27 protein-coding genes and 2 pseudogenes are annotated in these 26788 nt (G+C 72.0%); 15 read left to right on the forward strand and 14 right to left on the reverse strand.

Translation table 11 applies throughout. The features are described from left to right. Positions 1-262: 262 nt before the first annotated feature. The gene (locus OTB20_RS28740) at positions 263-1162 is read left to right on the forward strand and encodes a YihY/virulence factor BrkB family protein (protein WP_267821847.1); all 900 of its coding nucleotides are present in this window, start codon (positions 263-265) and stop codon (positions 1160-1162) included. On the opposite strand, the gene OTB20_RS28745 is transcribed toward OTB20_RS28740, so the two are convergent. After that, positions 1104-1637, reverse strand: a complete 534-nt coding sequence (locus OTB20_RS28745) for an ATP-binding protein (RefSeq protein ID WP_267821849.1) — start codon at positions 1635-1637, stop codon at positions 1104-1106. The genes OTB20_RS28740 and OTB20_RS28745 overlap by 59 nt on opposite strands. A gap of 352 nt (positions 1638-1989) precedes the next feature. Here OTB20_RS28745 and OTB20_RS28750 point away from each other — a divergent pair, with 352 nt between their 5' ends. Together OTB20_RS28750 and OTB20_RS28755 are read left to right on the forward strand one after the other, a co-directional pair. Further along, positions 1990-2355, forward strand: coding sequence for a PRC-barrel domain-containing protein (locus OTB20_RS28750; RefSeq protein WP_267821851.1), 366 nt, complete (start codon positions 1990-1992; stop codon positions 2353-2355). 253 nt (positions 2356-2608) lie between these two features. Beyond that, positions 2609-2953 (forward strand): SH3 domain-containing protein, encoded by a 345-nt coding sequence (locus OTB20_RS28755; protein WP_267821853.1) that lies wholly within the window; start codon positions 2609-2611, stop codon positions 2951-2953. A 104-nt stretch (positions 2954-3057) separates the two neighbouring features. On the opposite strand, the gene OTB20_RS28760 is transcribed toward OTB20_RS28755, so the two are convergent. The 4 genes from OTB20_RS28760 to OTB20_RS28775 all read right to left on the reverse strand — a co-directional run bounded on the left by OTB20_RS28760 (position 3058) and on the right by OTB20_RS28775 (position 4905). Beyond that, positions 3058-3363, reverse strand: a complete 306-nt coding sequence (locus tag OTB20_RS28760) for a WhiB family transcriptional regulator (RefSeq protein ID WP_420716510.1) — start codon at positions 3361-3363, stop codon at positions 3058-3060. Between the two features lie 83 nt (positions 3364-3446). Next, on the reverse strand, positions 3447-3830 hold the full coding sequence (locus tag OTB20_RS28765) for a hypothetical protein (protein ID WP_267821856.1): 384 nt from the start codon (positions 3828-3830) through the stop codon (positions 3447-3449). A gap of 179 nt (positions 3831-4009) precedes the next feature. Beyond that, entirely contained in the window at positions 4010-4165 is a 156-nt protein-coding gene (locus OTB20_RS28770; RefSeq protein WP_267821857.1) for a DUF6131 family protein, read from the reverse strand. 242 nt (positions 4166-4407) lie between these two features. Next, positions 4408-4905, reverse strand: a complete 498-nt coding sequence (locus OTB20_RS28775; protein WP_267821858.1) for a GNAT family N-acetyltransferase — start codon at positions 4903-4905, stop codon at positions 4408-4410. A gap of 65 nt (positions 4906-4970) precedes the next feature. On the opposite strand from OTB20_RS28775, the gene OTB20_RS28780 reads away from it, so the two are divergent. Beyond that, positions 4971-6077, forward strand: a complete 1107-nt coding sequence (locus tag OTB20_RS28780) for an SRPBCC domain-containing protein (protein ID WP_267821860.1) — start codon at positions 4971-4973, stop codon at positions 6075-6077. A 9-nt stretch (positions 6078-6086) separates the two neighbouring features. Here the strand turns inward: OTB20_RS28780 and OTB20_RS28785 are convergent, their stop codons facing one another. Together OTB20_RS28785 and OTB20_RS28790 are read right to left on the reverse strand one after the other, a co-directional pair. After that, positions 6087-7550: an MFS transporter gene (locus OTB20_RS28785; RefSeq protein WP_267821862.1), complete on the reverse strand. Its 1464-nt coding sequence runs from the start codon at positions 7548-7550 to the stop codon at positions 6087-6089. A gap of 31 nt (positions 7551-7581) precedes the next feature. Continuing rightward, positions 7582-8561: pseudogene (locus tag OTB20_RS28790) on the reverse strand (IS5 family transposase). A gap of 297 nt (positions 8562-8858) precedes the next feature. On the opposite strand from OTB20_RS28790, the gene OTB20_RS28795 reads away from it, so the two are divergent. Continuing rightward, entirely contained in the window at positions 8859-9437 is a 579-nt protein-coding gene (locus OTB20_RS28795; RefSeq protein ID WP_267821863.1) for a TetR/AcrR family transcriptional regulator, read from the forward strand. 37 nt (positions 9438-9474) lie between these two features. Here OTB20_RS28795 and OTB20_RS28800 read toward each other — a convergent pair whose 3' ends face one another. Beyond that, entirely contained in the window at positions 9475-10389 is a 915-nt protein-coding gene (locus OTB20_RS28800) for a class I SAM-dependent methyltransferase (RefSeq protein WP_267821865.1), read from the reverse strand. 149 nt (positions 10390-10538) lie between these two features. Continuing rightward, positions 10539-11156, reverse strand: a complete 618-nt coding sequence (locus tag OTB20_RS28805) for a helix-turn-helix domain-containing protein (RefSeq protein WP_267821867.1) — start codon at positions 11154-11156, stop codon at positions 10539-10541. 98 nt (positions 11157-11254) lie between these two features. Here OTB20_RS28805 and OTB20_RS28810 point away from each other — a divergent pair, with 98 nt between their 5' ends. From OTB20_RS28810 to OTB20_RS28830, 4 genes and pseudogenes are all read left to right on the forward strand, one after another. Then, on the forward strand, positions 11255-12265 hold the full coding sequence (locus OTB20_RS28810; protein WP_267821868.1) for an NAD(P)/FAD-dependent oxidoreductase: 1011 nt from the start codon (positions 11255-11257) through the stop codon (positions 12263-12265). Between the two features lie 95 nt (positions 12266-12360). Continuing rightward, positions 12361-12840: pseudogene (locus OTB20_RS42910) on the forward strand (MFS transporter); the annotation flags it as partial. A gap of 320 nt (positions 12841-13160) precedes the next feature. Further along, positions 13161-13724, forward strand: coding sequence for a GNAT family N-acetyltransferase (locus OTB20_RS28825; protein ID WP_267821871.1), 564 nt, complete (start codon positions 13161-13163; stop codon positions 13722-13724). A gap of 186 nt (positions 13725-13910) precedes the next feature. Continuing rightward, entirely contained in the window at positions 13911-14744 is an 834-nt protein-coding gene (locus OTB20_RS28830; RefSeq protein ID WP_267821873.1) for an SDR family oxidoreductase, read from the forward strand. A gap of 75 nt (positions 14745-14819) precedes the next feature. On the opposite strand, the gene OTB20_RS28835 is transcribed toward OTB20_RS28830, so the two are convergent. After that, on the reverse strand, positions 14820-15479 hold the full coding sequence (locus OTB20_RS28835) for a hypothetical protein (protein ID WP_267821875.1): 660 nt from the start codon (positions 15477-15479) through the stop codon (positions 14820-14822). 503 nt (positions 15480-15982) lie between these two features. On the opposite strand from OTB20_RS28835, the gene OTB20_RS28840 reads away from it, so the two are divergent. After that, entirely contained in the window at positions 15983-16165 is a 183-nt protein-coding gene (locus OTB20_RS28840; protein ID WP_267821877.1) for a hypothetical protein, read from the forward strand. 220 nt (positions 16166-16385) lie between these two features. Then, positions 16386-17504 (forward strand): nucleotide disphospho-sugar-binding domain-containing protein, encoded by a 1119-nt coding sequence (locus OTB20_RS28845; RefSeq protein ID WP_267821878.1) that lies wholly within the window; start codon positions 16386-16388, stop codon positions 17502-17504. 129 nt (positions 17505-17633) lie between these two features. On the opposite strand, the gene OTB20_RS28850 is transcribed toward OTB20_RS28845, so the two are convergent. Further along, the gene (locus OTB20_RS28850; RefSeq protein WP_267821879.1) at positions 17634-19358 is read right to left on the reverse strand and encodes an acyl-CoA dehydrogenase family protein; all 1725 of its coding nucleotides are present in this window, start codon (positions 19356-19358) and stop codon (positions 17634-17636) included. 79 nt (positions 19359-19437) lie between these two features. After that, positions 19438-19992 (reverse strand): PadR family transcriptional regulator, encoded by a 555-nt coding sequence (locus OTB20_RS28855; protein WP_267821880.1) that lies wholly within the window; start codon positions 19990-19992, stop codon positions 19438-19440. Positions 19993-20131: 139 nt separating this feature from the next. Between OTB20_RS28855 and nadE the strand changes: the two genes are divergently transcribed. The 3 genes from nadE (at position 20132) to OTB20_RS28870 (ending at position 22930) form a co-directional block, all read left to right on the forward strand. Beyond that, a complete protein-coding gene (gene nadE, locus OTB20_RS28860; RefSeq protein WP_267821882.1) occupies positions 20132-20962 on the forward strand; it encodes an ammonia-dependent NAD(+) synthetase in 831 nt (276 codons plus the stop codon). Between the two features lie 122 nt (positions 20963-21084). Further along, the gene (locus OTB20_RS28865) at positions 21085-21333 is read left to right on the forward strand and encodes a hypothetical protein (RefSeq protein WP_267821884.1); all 249 of its coding nucleotides are present in this window, start codon (positions 21085-21087) and stop codon (positions 21331-21333) included. A 28-nt stretch (positions 21334-21361) separates the two neighbouring features. Next, entirely contained in the window at positions 21362-22930 is a 1569-nt protein-coding gene (locus OTB20_RS28870) for an MFS transporter (RefSeq protein WP_420716511.1), read from the forward strand. 24 nt (positions 22931-22954) lie between these two features. On the opposite strand, the gene OTB20_RS28875 is transcribed toward OTB20_RS28870, so the two are convergent. Beyond that, positions 22955-23641 carry a TetR/AcrR family transcriptional regulator C-terminal domain-containing protein gene (locus OTB20_RS28875; RefSeq protein WP_267821886.1) on the reverse strand — a complete coding sequence of 229 codons (687 nt, stop codon included), beginning with the start codon at positions 23639-23641 and terminating at the stop codon, positions 22955-22957. 38 nt (positions 23642-23679) lie between these two features. On the opposite strand from OTB20_RS28875, the gene OTB20_RS28880 reads away from it, so the two are divergent. Then, on the forward strand, positions 23680-25119 hold the full coding sequence (locus tag OTB20_RS28880; protein ID WP_267821888.1) for an FAD-dependent monooxygenase: 1440 nt from the start codon (positions 23680-23682) through the stop codon (positions 25117-25119). A gap of 14 nt (positions 25120-25133) precedes the next feature. Here the strand turns inward: OTB20_RS28880 and OTB20_RS28885 are convergent, their stop codons facing one another. Further along, positions 25134-26747: an alpha/beta hydrolase gene (locus tag OTB20_RS28885; RefSeq protein WP_267821890.1), complete on the reverse strand. Its 1614-nt coding sequence runs from the start codon at positions 26745-26747 to the stop codon at positions 25134-25136. Between the last annotated feature and the right edge of the window lie 41 nt (positions 26748-26788).

A 26788-nucleotide genomic window follows, 5' to 3' on the forward strand; every position in this document is an offset into this window, starting at 1 on the left:
CCCGGACGGCCGGGTGGGCCGGCCGACGTCGTCGCCAACCGGACGCCACAGCACCGTCGTCGGGCCTCTCACCGCGCCGCAGCGCATATCTCCATGTCATGGCGGCTCGTCTGCCCTGCGAAGGGTCCGGTACGCAACCCACCGCCCGCGGTCCGCCGCGGCGGGGCCGGCCGCCCCGCACGCGGGACCTCGCGGGTGCCTGCACCCCGTACGCGGGACCTCGCGGGCGCATGCACAAGGTCGCGCCGGGCAATCGCGCGGGATGAGCGACATACTCCGCGAAGCGGCAGGCCGAGGCGGGCTGCCGTCCGCCACCCTCACGGCGCGCACCCGCGCCGAGCTGCGGCGTACGGCCATCCGCGTCTGGACCGACAACCTCGCCGACCAGGCCGCCGCCCTCACCTACTACTCCGTGCTGGCCCTCCTGCCGGCGCTCGTCATCCCGGTCTCGCTCGTGGGGCTGGCCGGCGCGGCGACGAGGGACCGGCTGATCGCCCAGCTCACCTCGTACGCGCCGCCCCAGTCGGCGCAGGTGCTGCGCGAGGCGCTCGACGGCCTGGCCGCGGAACAGCCTTCGATGTGGGCCCTGTTGATCAGCGGCGTACTGAGCGCCCTGTGGTCGGCCTGCAGTTACCTCGCGCTGTTCCGGCGCACCCTGCACGCGATGCACCGGGTGCCGGACACGCGGCGTGCGCTGCGCGCCGCCCACATGCTGCTCGTCAATGCCGTGGTGCTGCTGATCCTGCTCGTCGTCGGCGCCGTGGGGCTGGTGGTGTCCGGGCCGACGGCCCGATGGGTGGCACGGACGGCGGGCGGGCCCGGCGCCGAGGGCGTGGCGCTCCTGCGCTGGCCCGTGCTCCTGGCGGTCGTCGTCCTGCTGGTCCTGGTGCTCTTCCGTACCGGCCCGGCGCAGAGCCGGGGCACGCGCCGGGGCCTGCCGGGCGGCGTACTGGCGGCCGTGCTCTGGATGGCCGTCTCAGGGCTCTTCACGCTGTACACGGAGCTGGACACCTACGGCCGGCTCTACGGTTCACTGGCCGGCATCGTGGTCTTCGTGATCTGGCTCTGGTTCGCCAACCTGGCGCTGCTCACCGGAGCCCAGTTCAATGCCGAACGGGCACGGGCGCAGGAGGCAGAGCCCGAGTCGCGGAAGCCGGCCTGAGCACGGGCTCCGGGGCCGGGGCCGTGGCCGTCGGGTCCCGGTGTCCGACGGCTTCGATCTCCGCCCAGACGACCTTTCCGGGGTCACGGGTGTAGGAGCCCCACCGGTCGGTGAGCAGCCGCACGATGCGCAGGCCGTGGCCACCGGGGGCTTCCGGCCGGAGTTCGGTCCGGGGGTGCGGCAGTTCGGCCGAGGCGTCGAACACGTCGATGCGCAAGGTCCGCTCGGCGGCTGTCAGGACGAGCTCCTGACAGCCGTTCGCGTACGCGGCCGCGTTGTTCACCAGCTCGGACACGACGAGCAGGGCGTCGGCGGCGCTCTCGTAGCGGTCCCATCCCCACTCCCGCAGGGTCCGGCGGGTGAAGGCGCGGCCCTCGGCAGCAGGGCCGCGCACACCGCCCAGGGGCAGTCGGCGGCTCTGCCCCGTGACCGGCACTCCCGCACCGCGAGGGTCGACGGTGGATTCTGCGGTCATGTTCACTGTGGCCTCACCCCGGCTGTCGGCTCTGTGGCGGCTGGATCTCCCCCGCACCCTCACCCGTTGGCGCCTCAGGCGCGGGAACGAGCGGTGAGGAGGGATGGGAAGCATGTCGACCTGCATCCCGGTGCCTGCCCGGTGGTCTTCGCTTCCCCTGGCGCGGCTGCCCTGGTGGACACGGCGCAAACTCCTCCCTCCGGCGTCCGCGCCGCGCGGCGGGTGAATGAAGCAACGAAGCCAGGGCAGGCGAGTTTTGGCGGGGCGCGCACAGCGTCGCGTACGACATCGAAAGAGAGGGACGGCAGGCGCTGCCTCGCCGCCCCCTGTCTGGCGAAGGAGTTGTTTTCGCGTGACTGAGCATGTGTGGGGCTACAGGTCCACCTCCGGCCACCTGACCGGTACCGATCTGACCGGGTACGAGGTCGAGGCGACCGACGGCAACATCGGCAAGGTCGACAAGCACTCCGACGAGGCCGGTGATGCCTATCTGGTCGTGGACACCGGGGTCTGGATCTTCGGCAAGGAGGTGCTGCTGCCGGCGAGCACCGTGATCATCATCGACGTCGACCGGAAGAAGATCTACGTCGACGGCACCAAGGAGCAGATCAAGAACGCTCCGGAGTTCCACCGCGAGAAGCACCTCGACGACGTCGGATACCGCGAGGAGATCGGAACCTACTACTCCGTCGGTGGTTTCGGCGGCCGCATCATCTGAACCATCCGACCGGATGTGACCGGGCCCGGGCTCATCGAGCCCGGGCCCGGTTTCGTGTCGTCACCGTGCCGCTCCGCGGCCGCAGGAGCGGGGGGACCGGGGAGTGCGCGCCACGGCGAAGGAGTCTGGGCCATCCGGAGCAACGGGGGCGTGTTCCCTTCGGGTCGCCGTCCGGGCGGTGGATAGTCGGCCGGGTGGGCGGCCGCACGGGCTACCGGCCCCGCGCCCAGGTGACACAGGGAGAGTGGATCCGATGGTGAAGAAGGCATTGCTGACGTACGCCTTGGCGGCCGGAGTACTGATCGGGCCGCTGAGCACGGCCGGTTGGGCGGCCGAGGGCCTCATCGGCGGGCACGCGAAGGACAGGTCCGGCCCCGTGGGCGTGGTCGAGACCCGCGCGCCCCTGAACGTCCGCGAGAAGCCGACCATGTACTCGGACGTGGTGAAGAAGCTGCACCCGCACGAGCGGGTGCTCCTCGTGTGCCAGAAGCGCGGAGGCTGGGTGGACGGCAATCCGGTCTGGTACCGCCTGCACGGCTCGAAGGGCTGGGTCTCGGCCCGCTACGTCCACAACCTCCAGCCGGTCCGCCCCTGCTGAAGCACTCCCTGCCGAGAGCACGAAGCCGGGCACGGCCCCCAAGGACTTGGTGGCCGCGCCCGTTCCTGTTCCCGCCTGGAGCGTTCCTTCACCGGCGGTGTGGTTCAAGCGGTGGAGGGCAGAGCGGCCCTCTTGGCACCCGCGGTATCCAGCCGGCGCCTTTCGTGCTCGGTGAGCCCGCCCCAGATCCCGAACGGCTCCACCACCTCCAGCGCGTGCCGCAGGCAGTCCCGCTGCACCGGGCACAGCGCGCACACCTCTTTCGCCGCCGTGTCCCGCGCCTCACGGTCCGGCCCCTGCTCGCCCGTGGGGTGGAAGAAGAGGCGCGAGCCCAGTTCCCGGCAGGCGGCATCCTCCTGCCACAGCCAGTGGTACTCGGCGCGGCCGGGCAGACGGGACACATTTCCCACCTCGGAACCTCCATCGCAGACGGCCCCCGATCGGGCCGGATTCGAAAGCGTGATCCCTTAGCGTCTGGCCCGGAGTTCTCGGTTCAAACAGTCGGATCCCGTCGTGCACGCCGGCTGCGCCTGGCGAGCAGGGCCGCGGTCAGCACTCCGGAGGCCGTGATCAGCACGGTTCGGTTGCTCCGCGCCATGGTCGCGGCCCGAACGGCCCGGACCCGTGCGGAATCGAGCTTCTTGTCCTTCGTGAGGCGGCCGGCGTGCGATGTGGCCGCCTTCTTCAGCCGCCCGGCGGTCCGCACGACCCGCCCCTTGGCGAAGACGCCCTTCTCATGGACCCGCGCCGACCGGCCGGTCTTGGAGACGAACGCCTCGACCGTCCGTCCGAGTTCCCTTCCGGTCCGGACGGCCTGTCGTCGCAGCGCCCGCGCGCTGGGGACGGACTTGCTTCCCGGTAGTCCGGTCATCGTCATCGGGGTTCCCTCTCCTTCGATTCCTCCGCCTACCCGCGGGCCGGATGTCGTTCGCCCCGCGACGTCTGGTCAACTGGCGTGCCGCGCGGACACCCGGAAACGGGCCGACGGCACGCTGTCTGCAGCTGCCGGGTCATGGGGCCGCCCGCCCCGAACGGGGCGGGCGACGAAAGGCCCGGTCAGTAGTAGTGACGTCGGCCGCCGACCGCGTGCCCGACCGAACCCATGATCCACAGCACGGCCCCCACCACGAGCAGGATGACTCCGATGGTCCACAGGATGGAGATTCCCGTCAGGAACCCGATGACCAGGAGAATGATTCCGGCGAAAAGCATGATGTCCTCACTCACTCGTCGGGAATGCCGCGGAGCCGGGTGGCTCCGCAGCGGTGCCTAGGCTCGCGTCTACCCTCGGGCTCCGCTGTTATCTGTGCCGGGTCGCGTCTTCTGCGCGCGGCCTGCCGGAGCGGTGGGGCGGGGACGGGGGCGAGGCGGGGACGGGGGTGAGGTCGTGGGGCGGTGACGTCGGTCCGACGGTGACGGGGCCCGGCGGTAACGGGGCCCAACGGTGGGGCTGCTCAGCCCGACAGGTCGAGCTCGTAGACCTGCCCGATCAGATCGGCGCCGAAGCTGTGGTGCGGCTCCTCCTCCACGAGCCGGAAGCCGGCGGCCAGGTAGATCCCGCGCGCGGCCACCAGGGTGTCGTTCGTCCACAGCCGGATCCGCTCGTACCCCGCTTCGCGGGCGAAGTCCACGCACCGGTCCACCAGACGGGCACCCAGCCGGTGGCCTCGTGCGGCGGGGTCCACGAGCAGGATCCGGAGTTTGGCGGCGCCCTCCTCACCGGCCACGCAGAACACGCTGCCGACCCGGCGGCCGTCGAGTTCCGCGATCCAGGCCGCTTCGCGGGACGGGTCACTGCCGGCCGCGTAGTCCGCGACGATCCGCGCGACCAGGGCCTCGAAGCCGGTGTCCCAGCCGAACTCCTTCGCGTACTGCTCGCCGTGGGCCATCACCACCCAGCCGAGGTCACCCGGCTCCCCCAGCGACCGGATCACCGCGCGCGCCTCGCTCATGGGGACCCTTCTCTCCTTGATCTACACCAACTGAAACGACTGTTTCAGTAAAGCATAATGTCCGGGTGACCCCTCCTGCCCGAGACGACTCCGCCCGCGCCGACTCCGCCCGTAAGCACCAGCTACTGGAGCTGGCCTACGCCCACGTGCTCGACCACGGGCTGGCCGACATGTCCCTGCGGCCCCTCGCCGAGGCGATCGGCAGCAGCCCACGCGTCCTGCTCTTCCTGTTCGGCAGCAAGGACGCCCTGGTGCAGGCGCTGCTCGCGCGTGCCCGGCAGGACGAGACGGGGATGCTCGAAGCGGTGCACCGGGCCCGGCCGGAGCACGGCCTCGCCCGGACGGGCGAGCTGGTGTGGAGCTGGCTGGCCGACCCGGGGCACCGCAAGGTCCTCATGCTCTGGGTCGAGGGCTACGCCCGCTCGCTCACCGGCGGCGCGGGCCCGTGGGCGGGCTTCGCGGAGCGGACGATCGCCGACTGGCTCGAGCTTTTCGCCACCGCCCAGCCGGCGGCCCGCCGCGACACCCCCGGGGGGCTCGCCGAGCGCACCCTGCTGCTCTCGGTCCTGCGCGGGGCGCTGCTGGACCTCCTGGCGAGCCGCGACGAGCAGCGGACCACCGCGGCCGTGACGGCCCACCTGCGCACCCTCGAGTCCCCCGCCGCCGACGCGCCGGCAGACCGGGGCCGGCCCCGGAAGCGGGCCACGGGCAGGACCGACCGGGTCGGCCGGGTGATCGCGGCACCGCCGGCGGCCGTCTACGCCGCCCTCCTCGACCGCGAGTCGCTCGAAGCCTGGCTCCCGCCGGACGGGATGCACGGGCGGATCGAGCACTGGGATCCCCGGCCCGGCGGCGGGTTCCGGATGGTCCTCACCCACCTCGACCCCACCGACAGCCCCGGCAAGTCCTCGGACGCGACCGATGTCGTCGACGTCCGGTTCACCGGCCTCACGCCGCCGGAACGCGTGGTGCAGGAGGCCGTGTTCGAGTCCGACGACCCGGCGTACGCCGGCACCATGACGATGACCTGGCACCTCGCCGCCTCCGGTGACGGGACCGAGGTGACGGTCGCCGCCACGAACGTACCGGTCGGCATCGACCGAGCGGACCACGAGGCCGGCATCGCCTCCTCGCTGGCCCACCTGGCGTCATACGTGGAGGGGGCCGGATGAGTGCTCGCGCTACGTGCTCACCGAGGTGGGTGCCGTTTCGGTCGCGGGGCCCGACTGGTCCCGCAGTTCGAGCCGCCCCGTCCTGAGGGCGGGGATCAGGGCGGCGACCGCCGCGGACAGCAGGGCGAAGCCTCCGCCCATCAGCAGGCCGGTGCGGAAGCCGGACTCGGATGTCAGCGTGACGCCTCCGACCGTGGTGGTCATCCGGGCCAGGACGACACCGACGACGGCGGCGCCGACAGAGGTGCCCAGGGAGCGCATGAGGGCGTTGAACCCGTTGGCGGCGCCGGTCTCGGCGAGGGGTACCGCGCTCATGACCAGAGCGGGCATGGCCCCGTAGGCGAGGGCGACACCGCTGTTGATGACCATGACGGCGGCCATCAGCCCGACGGCCGATCCGGCGAGCAGCAGCGCGACGCCGTAGCCCGCGGCCAGGACGAGCGCTCCACAGACCAGGGTCACCTTCGGGCCCCGGGCGTTGGTGAGCTTGCCGCCCAGAGGGGATACGACCATCATCATCAGCCCGCCCGGGAGCATCCACAGGCCGGCCGCCAGCATGGACTGGCCCAGGCCGTAGCCGGTGGCCGCGGGGAACTGCAGCAGCTGCGGGACGACCAGCATGCCGGCGTACATGCCGAAGCCGATGGAGACCGAGGCGAGGTTGGTCAGCAGGACGCGCGGGCGGACCGTGGTGCGCAGGTCGACCAACGGGTCGGTGGTGCGCCATTCGAACCACCCCCAGGCAGCCAGTACCACGACGGCGGCCGCGATCAGGCCGAGGGTGGTGGCCGATCCCCAGCCCCAGTCGGCGCCCTTGGACACGAACAGCAGCAGGCACACCAGACCCGCCGCGAGGCCCACCGCACCGACCACGTCGAAGCGTTGACCCTTGGCGGCGGCCGGAACGTCCGGAACGAACGCCACGACCATGACGGCGACGCAGACGGCGAGCGCCGCGGACCCCCAGAACAGGAAGCGCCAACTCGCGTACTGGGCGACGGCCGCGGACAACGGGAGGCCGATGCCGCCGCCGATGCCCATGGAGGCACTCACGAGGGCGATGGAGGAAGTGAGCTTCTCGGCGGGGAGGATGTCGCGGAGCAGGGCGATGCCCAGGGGGATCATGCCCATGCCGACCCCTTGCAGGCCACGCCCGACGATCATCGGGATGACCCCGTCCGACAGGGCGCACACCACCGATCCGAGGATCAGCGGTATGCAGCAGGCCAGCAGCATGCGGCGCTTGCCGAGCATGTCACCCAGGCGCCCGCTGATCGGTACGGACACGCCTGCGACCAGGAGCGTGGCGGTGACGACCCAGGCGGCGTTGGAGTGGGAGGTGTGGAGGATGCTCGGCAGGTCGGCCAGCAGCGGTGTGACCAGCGTCTGCATGACGGCTGCTGCGATGCCCGCGAGTGCGAGTGTCGCGATGACCCTGCCGGTACGGGTGGCGGCCGTGGGCGGCTGTTGCATGAAGAGTCCTAGGGCCTGTGTGATGTCGTGATCAGTCGGGGGTCTTCAGGAGGTCGTCGATCCAGATCATTGCGGCACGGAGATGGACGCCGGCGAGGTAGCTCTCGGGTGATTTGTCGTAGCGAGTGGCGATGCCTCGCCAGGCCTTGAGCTTGTTGATCAGGCGCTCGACGGTGTTCCGCTCTTTGTAGAGGTCTGCGTCGTAGCTGACGGGTCGGCCGCCTCGGGCGCCCTTCTTCCTCCGGTTGGCGGCTTGGTCCCTCTTCTCTGGGATGACCGCCTTGATGTTGCGTTTGCGCAGGTAGGTGCGGTTGCCGCGGGATGAGTAGGCCTTGTCCGCGGCGACCGCGCCGGGCCTGCTGCGAGGACGACCGACAGGCAAGCGGACTCGAACGCGCTTGAGCGCGGGGATGAACTGCGGGCTGTCCCCGGCCTGCCCAACGGTCAGGACCAGTGCGAGTGGGCGGCATCTGCGGTCCGCGGCGAGGTGGAGTTTGCTGGTCAGCCCGCCCCTGGATCTGCCGAGCAGGGCTTCCTTCAGGCGGAGCTTGTGCCTGCGCCGGACGCGCCGGCGCTCGGCCTGTCCGTTCTGTCCCTCCGGTCCGCCCCTTTTTGCCGGGCGGTCTCATGTTCCTGTGCGGCTTCCTCCAGGGCGTCCATGAGGTGCTTGCTGACGCGCATGCCCGCAGCGTCGTGATGGGCGCGAACCGTTGTGGAATCCACGCTGACCAGCGACAAGTCGCTCTGTCCGGCGCGGGCGGCCTCGGCGATCAGGCCTTCCAGGAGGGCGGAGAACACGCCGGCGTTCCGCCAGACCCGGAAACGCCCGTAGACGGTGGCCCATGGGCCGAACTCGGCAGGCATCTCCCGCCACTGACCGCTGGACCGGAACCGCCAGATCACCCCCTCGAACTGCTCCCGCAGCCGCTCGGGGTACGGGCCATACCTACCGATCGGCAGGTATGGATCGATGAACTTCCACTGGGCATGGGTGAGTTGCCTGCGAGTCACGACCGCAGTCCTATCGAATCCACCCCACGAAGAGCACAGAACTCAAAAACTGATCACGACATCACACAGGCCCTAGAGGCGTGGGCCGCAGGCCCGGCCGGCCGGACGGCACGGGGCGCACGAGGTGGGGAGGCGTCTGCCCGACGATGCGTGGGTACCTGGCCGGCGCACACCACAATCAGTAGTCAACTATCACTTCGCGGCGTACGACGTGTCAACTGGATCCGATCGTCGACTATCAGTTGTATTGTCGGCAGCGCGCCGAACGACAACCCCAAACCCCTGCGCGCCGACGCCGTGCGCAACGTAGAGAAGATCGTCGGAGCGGCACGCGACGTGTACGCCGAGGTGGGGCCCGATGTACCGCTCGACGAGATCGCGCGGCGGGCCGGCGTGGGGATCGCCACGCTCTTCCGCCGGTTCCCGGACAAGGCGGCCCTGCTCCGGGCCGTGCTCGACCAGCAGTTCACCCAGGACGTGCTTCCCGCCATCGACCGCGGGCTGGCCGACGAGGATCCCCGCCACGGCCTGACCGCCGTCATCGAGGCCGCCCTGACCTCGGCGGCCGGCGAGCACCACGTACTGACTGCCGCCCGGAACGCCGGCGTCCTCACCGCGGAGACCAGTTCCCGCTTCTTCGACGCGCTCGACCCGCTGGTGACGCGGGGCCAGCAGGCCGGGGTGATCCGGGCGGACCTCGTGCCCGACGACCTGAAGCGGATCATGAGCATGCTCGTCAGCGTGCTGTGGACCATGGATCCGGCCGAGGACGGCTGGCGGCGCTACGTGACCCTGGTCATGGACGGCCTGAACCCGGCTGCGGCCAGCCCTCTGCCCCACCCCTCTCCCCCGCTCTTGCGCAGGTCGCAGGAGTGATCGCCTCCGGGCCGCGGCGCTGCTGAATCCTCGCGGATCAGCCCTTGCGGCGCGCGGCCCAGACGGTGCGCCCGGTACGCACGGCGAGGTCCTCGCGGCGCAGGATGCTCTGGGGGCCGTCGGTGTCGAGCAGCTGGTCGAGCGCCTCGAGGTCCTCGGGCGGGAGCACCTGGACGACGCTGCGGCGAAGGCGGACCAGGCTGCCGAGGGCGTACGCGCCGACGGCCTCGCTGCGGGAGCCCTCGATGTTCACGGTGATCACGCGGTCCCCGTCGAGGGTGAATCCGGCCGCGGTGAGCTTCGGCCCCCAGTCGGCGCCGCGGTGGGGCACGTGCTCGGCGTGGTAGCTCTCGCCGGCGGTGTGGACGCGGTCCTCCAGCCCCGGGCGGCCTTCGGGTGCGTCGGCGGGCAGGAAACGAGGGAAGCCCGCCAGCTCCACGACGGCGAACAGTCCGCCGGGGGCCAGCAGTTCGTGAACACTGCGCAGGGCCCGGTCGGGGTCGGCCATGTGGTGCATCGAGGCCGAGGCCCACACGAGGTCCGGAGTGCCGAGGTCGGGCCAGTCGGTGTGGTCGAGGTCGGCCTGCACGGTGCGGACCCGGTCCTCGACACCCCGCGCGCACGCCTTCTCCCGCAGGCGCTGCAGGTGCCCCGCCGAGAAGTCGACGGCGGTGACGTGCGCGTCCGGGAACTGGTCGAGCAGGGCGAAGGTGCCGGCTCCCGTACCGCAGCCCAGGTCCACGATGTGGCGAGGGGGCTCTTGCAGGGGCAGCCACGAGGTGATGTCGGCGATGTGCTCGGCCAGGACCTCCGCGTCCAGGTCGAGGATCTCCGCCTGGCCGTCGGCCTCGTGCTGGTCAGGACCATGGGCGTGGCCGTGCTGGGCCTCACCGTACTGAGCGTGACCGTGCTGGTCGTGGCCGTGCTGGGGTGTGTGCTGTGCGTGGGTCATGGCTCCACGGTAGGGCGCCCATGCGTTTGCCGCATCGAATCTTGCCGAGTAGGCAAGAAGATGGCCCGGCACACCCCAGGATGCGCAAGACATCCACGCGGGCCCACGCGGGACACCCCGAGCGGGCCCGGAGGGACCGGGGCGCACGGTCAAGGAGCCGAGCCCCGAGAAGCCTCGTCGCCGCCGTCGTCGCCACCGCTGTCCCGCTGGTGGCCGCGCCGGGCGTCCCGGTCGAAGATCCCCAGGATCTCGCACGGTCCCCCCTCGGCGCCGATCGCGTGCGGCATCATCGTGGGAAACTCCGCGGCCTGGTTCGTCTCGATGCGGAAGCGTCGGTGTCCCAGCATGAGGATCGCGGTGCCGGACAGGACCACGAGCCATTCACGCCCGGGGTGCGCGCGCATCCGGGCGGGGTTGTCCGGTGGCGGATCGGTCATCCGCTGACGTACGACGGTCATGCCCGGGTCGCCCTTCACCGGCCAGCGCATCAGCCCGTGGGCGCCGTCGATGATCGGGCTGGTGACCACGTCGTCGGTCGCGGTCTCCACGAGCTGGTCCAAGGTGGTGTCCAGCGCGCGGGCGAGCGTGACGAGGCTGTCCAGCGCCAGGCGGCGCTGGCCGTTCTCGATACGACTGAGCGTGGACTGACTGAGCCGGGCACGCACGGCCAGTTCCTCCAGGGACCAGCCCTGCGCAACCCGCAGAGCACGGATCCGTTTGCGTACCAGGCTGTCCAGATCATCGTCTTCTTGCGTCATGGGCAACATTCTATGCCTTTGCTGCAAGTCGAGGTTAGCGTCGTCGTATGCAGTCCGCCCCGGACCACCGGGCCGGAACTAAGAAGTCACACGGAAGGAGTCCGGCCATGTCCGCGACGAATACCGCCCACGCGACCGACGCGCTGCCGGACGGGACCGTCGACGCCGTGGTGATCGGCGGCGGCGCCGCCGGTCTGAACGGTGCGCTGATGCTCGCCCGCTCCCGCCGCTCGGTCGTCGTGATCGACAGTGGCGCCCCCCGCAACGCTCCCGCCGGGGCCGTGCACGGCCTGCTCGGCCTGGACGGCACCCCGCCGGCCGAACTGTACGCGCGGGGCCGCCAGGAGGTACGCGGCTACGGCGGCCTCGTCGTCTCCGGCGAGGTCACCCGCGCCGAGCCGGCCGCTCCGTCCGCCGACGGCGACCTGCGCTTCACGGTCACCTTGGCCGACGGCCGCGCCCTGACGGCCCGCCGCCTGCTGGTGGCCACCGGCCTGCGCGACGTACTGCCCGAGGTGCCCGGACTGGCCGAGCACTGGGGCGACAGCGTGGTGCACTGCCCGTACTGCCACGGCTGGGAGGTGCGCGACGAGCCGATCGGCGTCCTCGCCACCGGCCCCGCCTCGCTCCACCACGCCCTGTTGTTCCGTCAGCTCACCGACGACCTCGTCTACTTCGCGAACGGCAGCGAGCTGGACGACCAGACCCGCACGCGCTTCGCCGCACGCGGCATCCGCATCGCCGACACCCCGGTCGAGGAGGTCGTGGGGGACCACGAGGGCGGCATCAGCGGCGTGCGCCTGGCCGACGGCAGGATCGTCCCCCGCCGCGTCCTCGCGGTGGCGACCGTGTTGCGGGCCCGCACCGAGGGCCTGGCGGGCCTGGGCCTACCGATGGAGGACCTGCCCGGCGGCGGCCGCCGTTTCGCCTCCGGCCCGGCCGGCGCCACCGACGTGCCGGGAGTGTGGGTGGCCGGCAACGTCACCGACCCGAACGCCCAGGTCGGGGCCTCCGCCGCGGCCGGGGCACTGGCAGGCGCGATGATCAACGCCCTCCTCGCCGTCGCCGACACCGATGCGGCCGTCACCGCGAGCGAAAACGTCACCCTCACCGTCTGACCCGTTCCAGCGCTCGAGCGCCTCTTCCCGCCCTGACCGGCAGCGCCGGACCTGCTCCGGCGCTGCCTTCGGCATGCCCCTTTCGAGAGGAACCCATGGGCACGACCCAGCCCGCACGGGCCGCAGCCGCCGTAGCGAGCGCCGGGGGGCAGTCCCGACGCGCGTCAGCTGCCCACCATCCTGGTCGCCATATGCGTCGCGTTGATGGCCGTCACCGCCTCGGAGTCCGGACTGAACGTCGCACAGCCCGACCCCGTCGTAGAGTTCGGCGCCTCGCAGGGCACCGTCCTGTGGATCATCAACATCTACACCCTCACGCTGGCCGCGCTCCTCCTCCCGCTCGGGGCGCTCGGCGACCGCCTGGGCCGCAACCCACCCTGATCGCCGGCCTGACCGTCTCCGGCGTCGCCAGCGCGCTCGCGGCTCTCGCCCCTTCGGTGGAGGTCATGCTCGCCGCACGCCTGCTCAGCGGTGTGGGCACCGCGATGATCATGCCCGTCACCTCGCCGTGATCGCCTCCACCTTCCCGAAGGAGCAGCGCGGCCGGGCCATCGGCGTGGACCGGCGTCGCGGGCCATCACCAGCTCCCTGCCGCCGGAGCGCCAGGGCGTTGCCTCCGCCCTCAACGACGTCGCCCGCGAGTTCGGCACCGCACTGGGTGTCGCCCCGCTCGGAGCGCTCCTGGCAGCAGGCCATGTGGGTGGGCGTCGCCGTCATGGGCGTCCTGTTCCTCTACGTCCTCGCCCGGGGCCCGAGGAACCGGCCCCGGCGGGCACCCCGGAGCCGGAACCGGCCACCGAGGTCCTCTCCGCGGGCTGACGGCCAAAGGGCCGGCGCACCTTCGGGCCGGTGAGTTCTCCCGGGGCATATGTACCGCTATGCCATCATCGGAATCATGAGTGAAGTCGAGACCCTCCCCCTGCGGCTGACCCACCTCGATGCCGTTCTCGATCTCGGCTACCGGGCGTTCGACGTGAAGGCGATGCCGTACACCTCCTGGTCGCTGTCCTCGGTGGCCGCGCACTGGGACGCTCAGCCGGACGCCTGCTGGATCGCCCGTGACGAGGAGGGGCTGCTCGGTTTCGTCCTTGGATCGCTGTCCTATGACGAGCGCGAGGACTGGGGCTACATGGAGTGGATCGCGCTCGAGGAACGTGCCCGGGGCCGGGGAGTCGCGAGCTCCCTGGTCGAGCACTGCTGCAACGCGCTCTTCGCCGCGGGGGCGTCACGAATCATCACCGACGTGGAGAGCGGCAACGCGGCCTCCGCCGCGATGATGCGGCGCAACGGGTTCACCGAGAAGGTCACCGTCACCCTCTTCGTCCGCCCGAACCCGCGGGAACATGCCGGCACGGCCTCGTACTCCCCCCAGGATCCGGCCCGGTCCCGGCTGCGCCGCGCCGCCCGGGCGGGCGAAACCCGTTCCTCCTCCCCCTCGGGCAGAGGCCCGCTCACGTAGGTGACCGGACCCGCCCGGCCCGGCGTACCGTCGGGCCGCAGGCCCCTAGTACAGCGCGTGCGCGCGCCCGTACGTGCGCCTGCGCGCCTCCGCGCGCCCCCGCAGGAGGGATGACCCCGCCACCGCAGCCCGACGAACATGAAATGCCGCCATTACCCGGGGCAACTCGGCCATCACGGGGGAACCATGGGACGACGCTGGCTGGTCACAGGATGCTCCTCGGGCCTCGGGCACGCACTGGCCACCGCGGCCGCCCGGGCCGGGGACGAACTGGCCGTCACCGCCCGCAAGACCGCGGACCTGGAGGATCTGGCCGCCGCCTGGCCCGGCCGCATCACCACGATCCCGCTCGAACTGCGTGACGCCGCCTCCTGCGAGGAGGCCGTCCGTACCGCGACCGAGCGCCTGGGCGGCATCGACATCCTCGTCAACAACGCCGCCGTCGGACTGTTCGGCGCCGTCGAGGAGGTCTCGGACGCCGAACTCCGCGACCAGTTGGAGACCCTGCTCGTCGGCCCCTGGCGGCTCACCCGGCTCGTCCTGCCGCTGATGCGGGCCCAGGGGCACGGCCACATCCTCAACGTCTCCTCCGTGGTCGGCCGGACGGCCTTCCCGGGTCTGGCGGCCTACACCGCCGGAAAGCACGCCCTCGAAGGCATGAGCCAGACCCTCGCCATCGAGGCCGCGCCGCACAACATCCGCGTCACCGTCATCGAGCCCGGCATGTTCGCCACGCGCTACGGCACCTCCATGGCCGAAGCCGCCCACCGGGTCCCCGCCTACGACGTCACCAACCGCGAGATGCTCGAAGGTGCCCGGGGCCTCGCGGACAGCCCCGAGACCGGGCGCCCGGAGGACTTCGCCGCGCGGGTCCTGGACATCGTGGCCGCCGACGGCCCGACCCCCCTGCGGATCCCCGTCGGCGACGACGCCTACGGCTACCTGGACGCGGAGGAGGAGGCGTACCGCGAGGAATACGCCGCGGCCCGCATCCTCGCGCAGGGCCCGCCCCAGGTCTGACGGCGGGGGAACCCGGCGCGCGCCTTGGGAGTCAGGCCGCCGCGATGGCAGCGGCCTGGCCGCGGGGCAGTCGGATCAGCGGGCGGCGGGGAAGACCTTCAGCCAGGTGCCGCCCGGTCGCGCGGTGGCGTCGGCGTAGCCGCACCCGCCGGCTCGAGCGGCCGCAGCCTCGTAGGAGACCTCGATCCGCACCTTGGGGAAGTCCGCGACGAAGGCGGCCACCGCCGACCGGCCGGCCTGGCTCGGCCCCCGTTCACCGACGAGCTGGACGGCGCCCCGGTCGATGGTGCGGATCCACTGCCGGAAGGACTGCGGGCGCATCTGCTGACCGGGCGCCATCTCGGTCCGGATGTGGTCCGCGACCTGGTCCAGGACGGCGGCCACTTCGTCGATGGGCGCCGCGGTGGCGCTGGGCGCCGGGTACAGGAACGGGGCGCGGGGCTGCTGGTCGACCGCCGTGACCGTGCCCTGGAAGCGGTAGCCGTCCGGGCCGGCGACCTTGACGTCGAAGGTCGCTGTGACCGCGGCCAGGGGGCTGCCGGGATACTTCTTGACCCACAGGCCGCCCTCGCGGCCTCGGAGTCGCCGATGCCGTAACTCCCGTACAGGCCCTCGCCGGCCCCGAGGAGTTGCGCGGTGCCGCCGCTGAACAGGGCGTTGCGGTAGCGGACCTGGAGGGCGAGGGTCGGGAAGTCGCTCCGGAAGTCCTTGAACACCGACCGGCAGGAGTGGCACGGCCCCATGTCGGAGAACAGGTCGACCGTGCCCCTGCGGACGGCGCGGATCCGCGTCTTGTACTGCTCCGTGCTCCGGCAGCCCAGGTGGCGGTAGATCGCGTCGGCGAGCAGGTTCACGACCTGCCGTTCGGCGTCCTTGCGGTGCTGGATACCGCGCAGGGCGCCGGTCCAGTCCGACGGCTCGGGCAGGTCCTGGTAGTAGTTGTCCCCGCGCAGGTCCTGGTGGGAGAAGCTCTCGAACTCCCCTGCGAGATCCGCGTACCCGATGAAGGAAATCGAGTACCGCAGTCTCGCCTTGTTCTTGAACGCCGCCGTGGTCATGGCCCCCCGCTCACTCCCGGCATACGCCGCGACCCGCCCGGACGGCCGGATCCTCCTCGCCGTACCCCGCCTCCCCAGCATGGCGCGGAGCGATGACCGAAGACTGAACGAATGTTCAACGCCCTGCTCTGGTGGAGTGGTCCGGGGTGACGGGGCGGCCGGGGAGGCGTTGTTCCCTCCATGGAAGAGCTGCTGGACGTACTCCTCGACACCGTCACCGAGACGCGGGTGAAGCTGATCAGCCTGGACGAGGCCCGGGCTCTGATGGTTCTCCTAGGCGTCCTCGAGGAACAGGCGTCGTCGGGAGAGGTCCGTGAGGCCGCGGGTGAGATGCGCCTGCGCCTCGGGTCCCGGCTCACCTGAACCGTGAGGCGCACACGGCGGATCCGCGGACGGGGCCGGATTCCTTTCGGGGCCGGGCGGCCGTCACGCCCCACTGGACTCGGATACCAGCCGAGAACGGCTGAAATTCGACCATCTCTACGGAAACCGTGGCGGGGACGGATTCGTTCGACCCTCTGCAAGGGCAGCCAAGGAGCTCTGGCCACACGGCAATTGAAAGTCCCAGTCGAGGAGTAATACCGTGCGCGTTCTCTTCACCGGTCCGGCTTCGGTGGGCCACCTGTTCCCGATGGTGCCGACCGCCCAGGCGCTCCAGGCCGCCGGGCACCAGGTGCTGTTCGCCGGTTCGGCCCCGCTCGACCATCTGCGGCAGACCGGCCTGCCCACCGTCGAGATAGGCGACGGCTCGACGCTGCTGGATGCCTTCAGTCGCGCGTCGAAGGGCTCGGCTCCGCAGTTCGTCACGGACGGCAACAGCTCGCAGGACACCGAGCGGCTGGCCGCGGCCGGCTTCGCCGAACACGGCCGGGTCACCATCGACGACCTCCTCGCGGTCGCCACCGCCTGGCGGCCGGACCTCATCGTCCACGCCGCCTTCCAGGCCGCCGCACCGCTGGTCTCCGCGGCACTCGGCATACCGGCCGTGGTGCACAACTTCGGCGTGATGTCCGGTTTCAGCATGGTCGGCCGCCTCGCCGACCTGCTGGCGGACGAGTACGAGGCCCGCGGCGTCGAAGGCCCGGCCACCCGTACCGTCCTCGATGTCGTACCCGCCTCCCTCGGTGGGGACGGCACCGGCCGGCGGGTCCGCTACGTGCCGTACAACGGCGGCGGCACGGTGCCCCGCGACCTCGTGGCCCGTGGCTCCCGGCCCCGGATCGCCGTCACCCTCGGCACGGTGGTGACCGCGTTCGCGGGCGTCGACCCGGTCGCCCGGGTGATCTCCGAGGCCGCCTCCGTCGATGCCGAGTTCCTGCTCGCGGTCGGCGACACCGACCTGAGCCCGCTCGGCACCCTTCCCGGCAACGTCCGCGCGCTGCCCTGGGTGCCGCTGGCGCAGCTCCTGGACACCGCGGACGCGATCGTGCACCACGGCGGCTCCGGCACCATGCTCACCGCCGCCGCTCTGGGTGTCCCCCAGCTGATCCTCCCGCAGGGCGCCGACCACTTCATCAACGTCGAGGCCGCGACCGGCCTGGGCTTCGCCCTGCGTTCCAGTGGTGACGGCGTGGACGCCGACCTGCTCGGCCGGCTCCTCACCGACGAGGGCCTCCGCAAGGCGGCCGCCGCCACCCAGGCCGAGATCACCGCCCTTCCCTCCCCCACCGACCTCGTCGCCTCCCTCGAGGCCCTGCGCTAGCGCCGGCGGCCTCCCCGCCGACCCCGCCCGGTGGTCCCGCCCCTGACGCCTCGCCAGGGGTGGGACCACCGGGCTGCCCGCATCGCCGGCCCGGCCCCACCGGGTCCGGGCCGGCCGGGGAGCCGAGGGTCAGGGTGCCATCTCGTAGGCGCCCGCCAGGGCTTCCACCCGCTCCCACAGGCGCGCCGAGCGATCGGCGTCGACGGCCGGGCGGCGGACCGCGGCCAGGGCCCAGGCCTGCTGGTCCGCGGTGGCGGAGTCCTTGCCGTGCAGTTCGACCGCGTGCGTGGAGAAGTCCCGTACGAGGACGCCGAACAGTTCGTCGAGCACGTCCTCGTCCAGGCCGGTCAGGCGGGCCTGTTCCAGGACCAGCTGGCCGTGCACGACCAGGGCGAAGAGCTGGCCGACCGCCAGGAGGAGGTCGAGGTCGCGGCTCTGCCGCTCGTCGGGGGCGGAGTTCTCGACGAACGCGCAGAGGGCGTCGGCCTGTTCACGGAACCGTCCGACATTGGGCACGGCGGCGTACGCGTCGTAGGCCGGGCGCCAGTCGTGGAACCGTACGGAGCCCAGGCCTCGGGCCGGGCCCTGACGGAAGAGGAACGCGTCGTCGGCCGGGTCGAGGCGGGTCGGCACGGGAGCGTAGTCGGCCGGTTCCAGCAGGTGGTTGCGCATGAACTTGAGGATGAGCGCGAGGTTGACGTGGACCGTGCCCTCGAGCTTCGGCAGGCCGCGGATCTCGACGGCCGCCTGGGCGAAGTAGGTGTCCTTCTCGAAGCCCTTGGCCGCGATGACGTCCCACATCAGGTCGATGACCTTCTCGCCCTCCGTGGTCACCTTCATCTTGGTCATCGGGTTGAAGAGGAGGTAGCGGCGGTCGTCGGGGCCGGCCGAGCGGAAGTAGTCGACGGCGCGGTCGCTGAACAGCTTCATCCCGACGAGGCGGACGTACGCGTCGGTCAGCTCGCGGCGCACGTGCGGGAAGGCGGTGACGGGGCGGCCGTAGAGGATGCGGTTCTGCGCGTGGGTGACGGCCTCGTACATCGCGTGCTCGCAGATGCCGATCGAGGCGGTGCAGAGGTTGAACTTGCCGACGTTGACCGTGTTGAGGGCGGCGTCGAAGGCAGCGCGGCCGGTGTGCAGGACGTCCGCCCCGCCGACCGGATAGTCCGTGAGGCGGAACTCGCTGACGTACTTGGAGGAGTCGACGACGTTCTTCACCACGTCGTACGCGGGGTGGCGGCTGTCGGCGGCGAAGAAGACGTAGCCGTCCGGGCCCTCGATGTCGGTGCGGCGGCCGAAGACGGAGACGAGTCCGGCGGCGTTGCCGTTGCCGATGTAGTACTTCGAGCCGGTGGCCCGGAAGCCGCCGTCGCCATCGGGCTCCAACAGCATGTCGGTCGAGTAGATGTCCGCGCCGTGGGTCTTCTCGGACAGGCCGAACGCGAACACCTCGCCCGCGTCGAGGAGCTCGGCGGCGCGGTCCCGGGCGGCGGCGTTGCCGCTCTGCCAGACCGGGCCGAGACCGAGGATGGTGACCTGCCACGCGTACCAGTAGTCCAGGCCGTAGAAGCCGAGGATCTCGTTGAGGGCGGCGATGCGCGCGGTGTCCCAGCGCTTGTCGGGCCCGTCCTGGCCGGCGGCCGTCTCCGGGGTCAGGAAGGTCGCGAAGAGTCCCTCCTTCGCGGAGAACGCGAGGAAGTCCGCCAGCCAGGCGCGGGAGCGGTAGTCCTCGAGCAGCCGGCGCTTGCCGCGCTCCTCGAACCAGTCGACGGTCGCGCGCAGCAGCCGGCGGGTCTCGGGGTCGAAGTGTGCGGGGTCGTAGGTGCGCGGGTTGAACAGCAGGGGGTCGCTCATGGGCGTTCGCCTTCCGGTCGGGAGATGAGAGGTGAAGGGGGGCGGGGCAGGAGGGGAGGGGAAAGGTGGCGGCGCCGGGTCAGGGCGCCGTCAGACGGTGGAGCGTGGCGAGTACGTCCTCCAGCCAGGCGAGCTGCATGCGCTCGTAGGCGATGCCGCCGCGGAGCACGACGTGCTGGAGTTCCTGCCCGGCGTCGGGAGGGCCCGGAGCCTGGGGGCCGGTGAAATCGCGCACCTCCCCCGCCAGGTAGTGCGCGAGCCGGTCGGCGTGCGTCCGGTGGTGCCGCTCGACCTCGCGGATCAGTGCGGCCGGATCGTCGAAGGCGGCGCCGCGGATCTTCACGGCGAGCTCGTGCCGGACGCTGTCGGACTGGATCGGCTCGTGGAGCCAGCCCGCGAGGGCGGCGCGGCCGGCCTCGGTGACGGAGTACTCCTTCTTGTCCGGGCGGGCCCGCTGCGGCACTTCGCGGACGTCGAGCCGGCCGTCGGCCTCCATGCGGCTGAGCACGCGGTAGATCTGCTGGTGGGTCGCGGTCCAGAAGTAGCCGATGGACCGTTCGAACCGGCGGGCCAGCTCATATCCGGACCCCGGCTGCTCCAGCAGGGAGACGAGGATCGCGTGCTCAAGTGCCATGCCCCGAATCCTTCTATGCAACTCGTTGCATAGACAAGCGCCCGACCGAGGGTGAGACGCGGCTCACCCGGCGCCTCCGCTAGGGTCGGCGGGACAGCGCATCGCAGCGCGAACCGACGAACCATCATGAGGAGCAGCCGTGAGCCAGCCGGCGTCCACCGCCCTGCAGCAGGAGATCGCCCGGGAGCTCCTGGTGACCGAGAGCTTCGACGCGCTGCGGGAGATCGAGCGCCGGGTGGCGTTCCTGGCCGAGCGGCTCACCTCCACCGGACTGCGCTCCCTCGTGCTCGGGATCAGCGGCGGAGTGGACTCCACCACCGCCGGCAGGCTCTGCCAGCTCGCCGTGGAGCGGGCTCGTGCGGCCGGCCACGAGGCGGCGTTCTACGCCATGCGGCTGCCCTACGGGGTCCAGGCCGACGAGCGGGACGCGCAGCTCGCCCTCGGCTTCATCAACGCCGACCGGGTGCTGACCGTGGACGTGAAGCCCGCGAGCGACGCGGCGCTGGCGGCCGCCCTGGCCGGCGGGACCGTCTTCCGGGACGCCCACCACCAGGACTTCGTGCAGGGCAACATCAAGGCCCGCCAGCGCATGATCGCCCAGTACGCGGTGGCCGGCGCACACGACGGGCTGGTCGTCGGCACCGACCACGCCGCCGAGGCGGTCTCCGGCTTCTTCACCAAATTCGGCGACGGCGCGGCCGACCTGGTGCCGCTGACCGGCCTGACCAAGCGCCGGGTACGGGCCTGCGCGGACGCCCTGGGCGCACCGGCCGAGCTGGTGTGGAAGACGCCGACGGCGGACCTGGAGACCCTCGACCCGGGCAAGGCCGACGAGGACGCGCTGGGTGTCACGTACGACGAGATCGACGACTTCCTGGAGGGAAAGCCGGTCGGGGAGCGGGCCTTCGACACGATCGTCCGCCGCTACCGCCTGACCGAGCACAAGCGGCAGCTGCCGATCGCCCCGTAGCAGCACCTCCGTTGGAGGCGGGCGGCGTGTAAGTCCGCCTCCCCGGGGTACTGGTCGGTGACGGCGAGCACCACCTTGCCCGATTCCTCGAGGTGGTGCCGTTCCACACCCGAGGAGTCCGCGTGGCCGTCCTCAGTACGATCGTCGTGGTCCTGGGCGCCTGGTGCGCCGCCAGCGTGGCCACGGCCGCCCTGTACTTCGCCCTGCGACGCCTCCATGTCCGCCGGCAGTGGGCGGCTGCGGCCGTCCCGGGCGGCGCGGGTGCGGCCCGGAGCCGCGGGCCGGGCGACCGGCCCCTGCGAACCGCTCACCCGTCCGGCCGCTCCGGCTGGGGCCGCAGGGTCCCACCGCCGGATCTCCAGGCGGGCTGAACGTCACGATCCGTGTTTGGCTGACCGCATGACGTCCGCCAGCGGAATCTCATCCGGCCCCATGTCCGCCGCCGCGCCCCGGACCGCTGGCGGCACAGCGGCGGCCCCTCCCGACCCCCGCCGCTGGTGGGCGCTGGCCGTCATCGGCCTGGCCCAGCTGATGGTCGTGCTCGACGCCACGATCGTGAACATCGCGCTCCCCTCCGCCCAGCGCGATCTGGGGATGTCGGACGGCAACCGGCAGTGGGTGATCACCGCCTACTCGCTGGCGTTCGGCGGACTGCTCCTGCTCGGCGGGCGCATCGCGGACCTCATCGGCCGCAGGCGGGCCTTCGTCATCGGCCTGACCGGATTCGCGGCCGCTTCCGCCCTGGGCGGCGCGGCGAGCGGACCGGGCATGCTCTTCGCGGCCCGGGCGCTGCAGGGCGTCTTCGCGGCGCTCCTCGCGCCGTGCGCCCTGTCGCTGCTGGCCACCACGTTCGACACGCCCAGGGAACGTGGCAAGGCCTTCGGCGTGTTCGCCGCGATCGCGAGCGGCGGCGGCGCCCTCGGCCTGATCGCCGGAGGCCTGCTCACCGAGTACCTGAACTGGCGCTGGTCCCTTTACGTCAACGTCGCCATCGCCGTGATCGCGATCCTCGGCGCCTTCGCCGTCCTGCGCGACACGCGCCCGGCGGGGGCCGGGCTCGACGTTCCGGGAGCGGTTCTGGGGTGCGGCGGACTCGTGTCCATCGTGTACGGCTTCAGCGAGGCCGCACCGCGCGGCTGGTCCGACGGCCTGGTCATCGGCCTCCTCGTCGGCGGCGCCGCACTCCTCGCCGCGTTCGCCTGGTGGCAGACGCGGGCGGGCGACCCCATGCTCCCTGCGCACATCATCGGGGACCGGACGCGGGCCGGCTGCCTGATCACCATGGCGCTGGCCACCATCGGCCTGTTCGCCCTCTTCCTGTTCATGACCTACTACTTCCAGCTCATCCTCGGCTACTCGCCCGTCCGGACCGGTCTGGCCTTCCTCCCCATGACCCTGGCGATCATCACCGGTGCGACGCAGGTCTCCGCGCGCTTCCTCGACCGGCTCGCCCCCCGCTCCCTGATCGTTCCCGGGCTGCTCCTGGCCACCGTGGCCCTGGTCCTCCTGACCCGGCTGTCGGTCGATTCCTCGTACGCGACCCACGTGCTGCCCGCCATGCTGATCCTCGGGTTCGGTATGGGCCTGGTCTTCATGCCCGTGATGTCGACGGCCACCCAGGGGGTGGCGCGCAGGGACTCCGGGGTCACCTCGGCCACGGTCAACACGGCCCAGCAGGTGGGCGGGGCGATCGGAACGGCGCTCCTCAACACCATCGCGAGCACGGCCGCGACGGCCTACGTCGCCTCGCACCTCTCGGGAGCGGCCGAGTCGGCCCACCGCGTCCCCGCGTCCGCGGCGCATCGGCTGATCGAGGCCCAGGGCCTGGTGCACGGCTTCGGCATCGCGCTCTGGTGGGCGGCCGGCATCATGCTCGCGGGGGCGGCCGTCGCCGCCGTCATGGTCACCGCCCCGGCGCCCCACCGCGAGGCGCGGCGCGCGCCGGTCACGGCCCCGGTCACGGACTGACGGGGCTCGCGGGTCCTACGGGGCCTACGGGGCCTGCGGTGCGGTCGGCGGGAGCAGGGTCGCCGCGATGCCCGCGAGCACCGCCGCGAGGCCCGCTTCGAAGCCCGCGTCCTGATCGCGGAACATCTCCGGACCCGCCTCGGCCGTCAGCGGGTAGCCCGCGAGGCGTTCGGCGCGGGCCTCCAGGTCGTAGCCCCCGGCGTCCGAGCCGGGCGGCGGGCCCATCGACTGCTCCTCGATCACGTACCCGATGGTGTAGGTGTAGGCCGTGAACCAGGCGCGGGCCGCTCCGGCAGCCGTGAAGCCGCCCGCGACGAGCGTCCGCAGATGGGCCTCCATCGGAGCCGCGTAGCTCATGTCCGTGAAATGCGTACCGCTGTAGACCTTGGCTCCGTCCCGGTAGCGCAGCAGGTGCCCGCGCAGCCCCCGCATCGCCGCCTCCAGTGCCTGGGTCCAGTCACGGGGCGGACGGGCCGCGTCCAGGTCCGCCGTCATCCGGCGGAACATCTCGGTGGCCATCTCGTCGAGCAGTGCGCGCTTGTCCTTGAAGTGCCAGTACAGAGCGGGCGCCTTGACGTCCAGCTCCTTGGCGATGGCCCGCAGGGTCAGCCCCTCCAGGCCCACTTCTCCGAGCAGCCGCAGGGCGGTGGCCGCCACCGTCGCGCGGTCGAGCCGGGCTCGTTCGGGTTTCGCTTCTCGTTCGTTGACCACCTTGACAACTTAACAGCGTTAAGCACATTCTCGTACCCATGACCGAACTTAACAACGTTAAGGAAATCGGGGCTCCCGACGTGCTCGTCGTCGGCGCCGGCCCCACAGGACTGGCCCTGGCCCTGGACCTCACCCGCCGCGGCGTCCGCGCCCTGGTCCTCGAGCGGGCCGACACCCTCTTCCCCGGCTCGCGGGGCAAGGGTCTGCAGCCGAGGACCCTGGAGGTCTTCGACGACCTCGGCGTGGCCGACGCGGTGCGGGAGGCCAGCGCCCACGCACCCATCGGACAGATCTGGCAGGACGGCCGGCCCGTGGGCGAGCACGACATGCTCGGCGACAGCGGTGTCGGCGGCCCCACCGACACCGAGCCGCATCCGCGTGCCCGGCTCCTGCCCCAGTGGCGCACCCAGGAGATCTTGTTCGAGCGCCTCACCGGGCTCGGTGGCCGAGTCCGCTTCGGCGCCACCCTGACCGGCCTCGGCCAGGACTCCGGCGGAGTGGACGCACACCTCTTGGACGGCAGCACACTGCGCGCCGCGTACCTGGTCGCCGCCGACGGCGGCCGCTCCACCGTCCGCAAGACCCTGGGCATCGGTATGACCGGCGAGACCGTGGACCCCGCCCCGATGGCCGTGGCCGACGTCCGGCTGCGCCCCGGGGTACTGGACCGCGACCACTGGCACCTGTTCCCGGGCCCGGACGGCGGCTTCGCCGCACTGTGCCCGCTGCCCGGCACCGATGAATTCCAGTTCGTCGCGCGGACCGACGACCTCGACATCCCTGCCGCGGTCGCCGCCCTCACCCACCTGAGCGCGGACGACGTCACCGAGGTCCGGTGGGCCTCCGACTTCCGCCCGCGCGCCGCCATGGCCGACCGCTTCCGGGCCGGCCGGGTGCTGCTCGCGGGCGACGCGGCCCACGTGCACTCCCCCGCCGGCGGTCAGGGCCTCAACACCAGCGTGCAGGACGCCTACAACCTCGGCTGGAAGCTCGGACAGATACTGCGCCACGGAGCCGACCCCGCAATCCTGGACACCTACGAGCAGGAGCGGCGGCCCGTCGCCGCGCACATCCTGGGTCTGACCACGCGGATCCACCGCGGCCAGGAAGAGCGCGGCCGAACCACCCGCCAGCTCGGCCTGGGCTACCGGGGCGGCCCCCTCTCCGAGGGCGCCGCGGGCGCCCTGGAAGCCGGGGACCGCGCCCCCGACGGCCCGCTGCCGGACGGCCGCCGGCTCTTCGACCTGTTCCGGGGCCCGCACCTCACCCTGCTCGCCGTCGGCACGGATGCCGAACTGCCGCCCCTGGGAGCGGAGTTCCTGCGTGTCCACCGGATCGGACCGTACGAGCCGTACGGCAAGGGGCTCTTCCTGGTCCGGCCCGACGGATACGTGGGCTGGGCGGGCGAGGACGCGTCCGGACTCGCCCGCTACCTCGACCGCCTGGCCCGCCCCGGCGGACCGGTGACGGGGAGCTGAAGGGAGGCCGTCCGTCAGCGCAGCGTGGGGATCACATCGCTCGTCTCGTCGACTTCCACAGGCCCGGTGGCGCGCCGGCCGAGCTCCTCCGCCGGCGTCTCGTCCGCACAGGCGGTGCCCCGCGCGGGCAGGGCCAGGGTGGCGAGGTAGTCGTCGACGAGCGCGCTGACGCACGCGCTGCGGTGGTAGGCGGTGTGGCCTTCGCCCTCGAAGGTCAGCAGCCGCCCGTTGTCCAGGGTCCCGGCCAGGGCCACGGCGTCCCGGTACGGGGTGTCCGGGTCCCCGGTCGTGCCGAGGATCAAGATCGGGGCGGAGCCGGCCGCCCGGTAGGAGCCCTCGAAGCGGCTCGGGCGTTCTGCCGGCCACTGCGCGCAGGTGGGCGCGTGGTTGTGGTCGTAGGTGGGCGGCCCCAGGCCGATGGGGGGCCCGAGCAGCGGCGCCGAGGCCGAGTGCGCGCCGACCAGGGCGCCCAGGAGGAGCCGGCTGCTCGGGTAGACCCGGTCGGCGCATTCGACGGCCGTGTTGACGTTGAGGAAGTCGAAGGACGCGGGTGAGGGCGGTGACAGCAGGAAGGAGGTCCTGCGCTGCTGGGCCGCGGCCAGCGCCTCTCCCAGGTAGGGCCAGATCTCCTGGCCCGAGTTGATGTTGAACATCAGGCGGTAGGCGAGCGTGTAGCCGGTGGCCGGGCGTCCACTGGCGGTGACGACCGGGTCGGCATCGAGGTCCCGCTTGAGCTGCGCGAAGGCCTGCCGGGGTTCTCCTTCGCCGAATCCGCAGGTGGCGGCGTTCTGCGCGCACCAGTCGAGGAACCGGCCGACGGCGGAGTCCAGGGCCGTGAACTGCGCGGCGTCGTAGGCGTAGGGGATGTCGGCGTAGCGGCGGGGATCGTAGGCCCCGTCCAGGACCATGGCGCGCACGCGCCGGGGGAACTGCGCGGCGTAGACGGTGCCGACGTAGCTGCCGAAGGAACGGCCGTAGAAGGTGAGCGTCTCCTCGCCGAGGGCCTGGCGCAGCAGGTCGAGGTCCTTGGCGTTCGACGCGGTGCCGATGAACGGCACGAGGCCGCCGGAGCGCTCCTGGCAGGCGGCGGCGAACTCGCGGCCCTGCCGAATGGCGTCCTGCAGGGCTCCGGGGCCGGGGACGCCGCGCGCGGCGTCGACGGCGGCCGCGTACTCCTTGTCGTTCCAGCACTCCACCTGCCCGCTGCGTGCCACGCCCCGCATGTCGTACCCGACGACGTCGAAGCCGTCACGGAGGGCGGCGGGGAGCGCGTCATGACTGTTGCGGGCGAAGTCCACACCGGAGTTGCCGGGTCCGCCGGGGTGAAGCACGAGGACGCCGGTGCGGTGGGCCGGGTCGGCCGCGAGCCGCCGGGTGACGGCCAGCGGGATCGTGCCCCCGGTGGGCTGCCGGTAGTCCAGCGGGACCTGGGCGGTCGCGCACTCGAAACCGTCCCCCCGGTCGTCCGCGCAGGGGCCCCAGGACAGTGCGGGAACGGGCGGGGCGGGGACGGCGGTCGCCGTGGCGGCCCCGGGCTCGACTCCGAGGAGCGCCGTGACCGCGAGCAGGACGAGGGCCATCCCCCACACCGCTCGTTTGCGCGCATCGTCGGCTGAACGGATCTGCATGCGGTGAGCTCCTTCGGCGGCAGGTCGGCGGCAGGGGCGCG

The organism is Streptomyces sp. H27-H1, assembly GCF_026627445.1.
Lineage (GTDB): Bacteria > Actinomycetota > Actinomycetes > Streptomycetales > Streptomycetaceae > Streptomyces.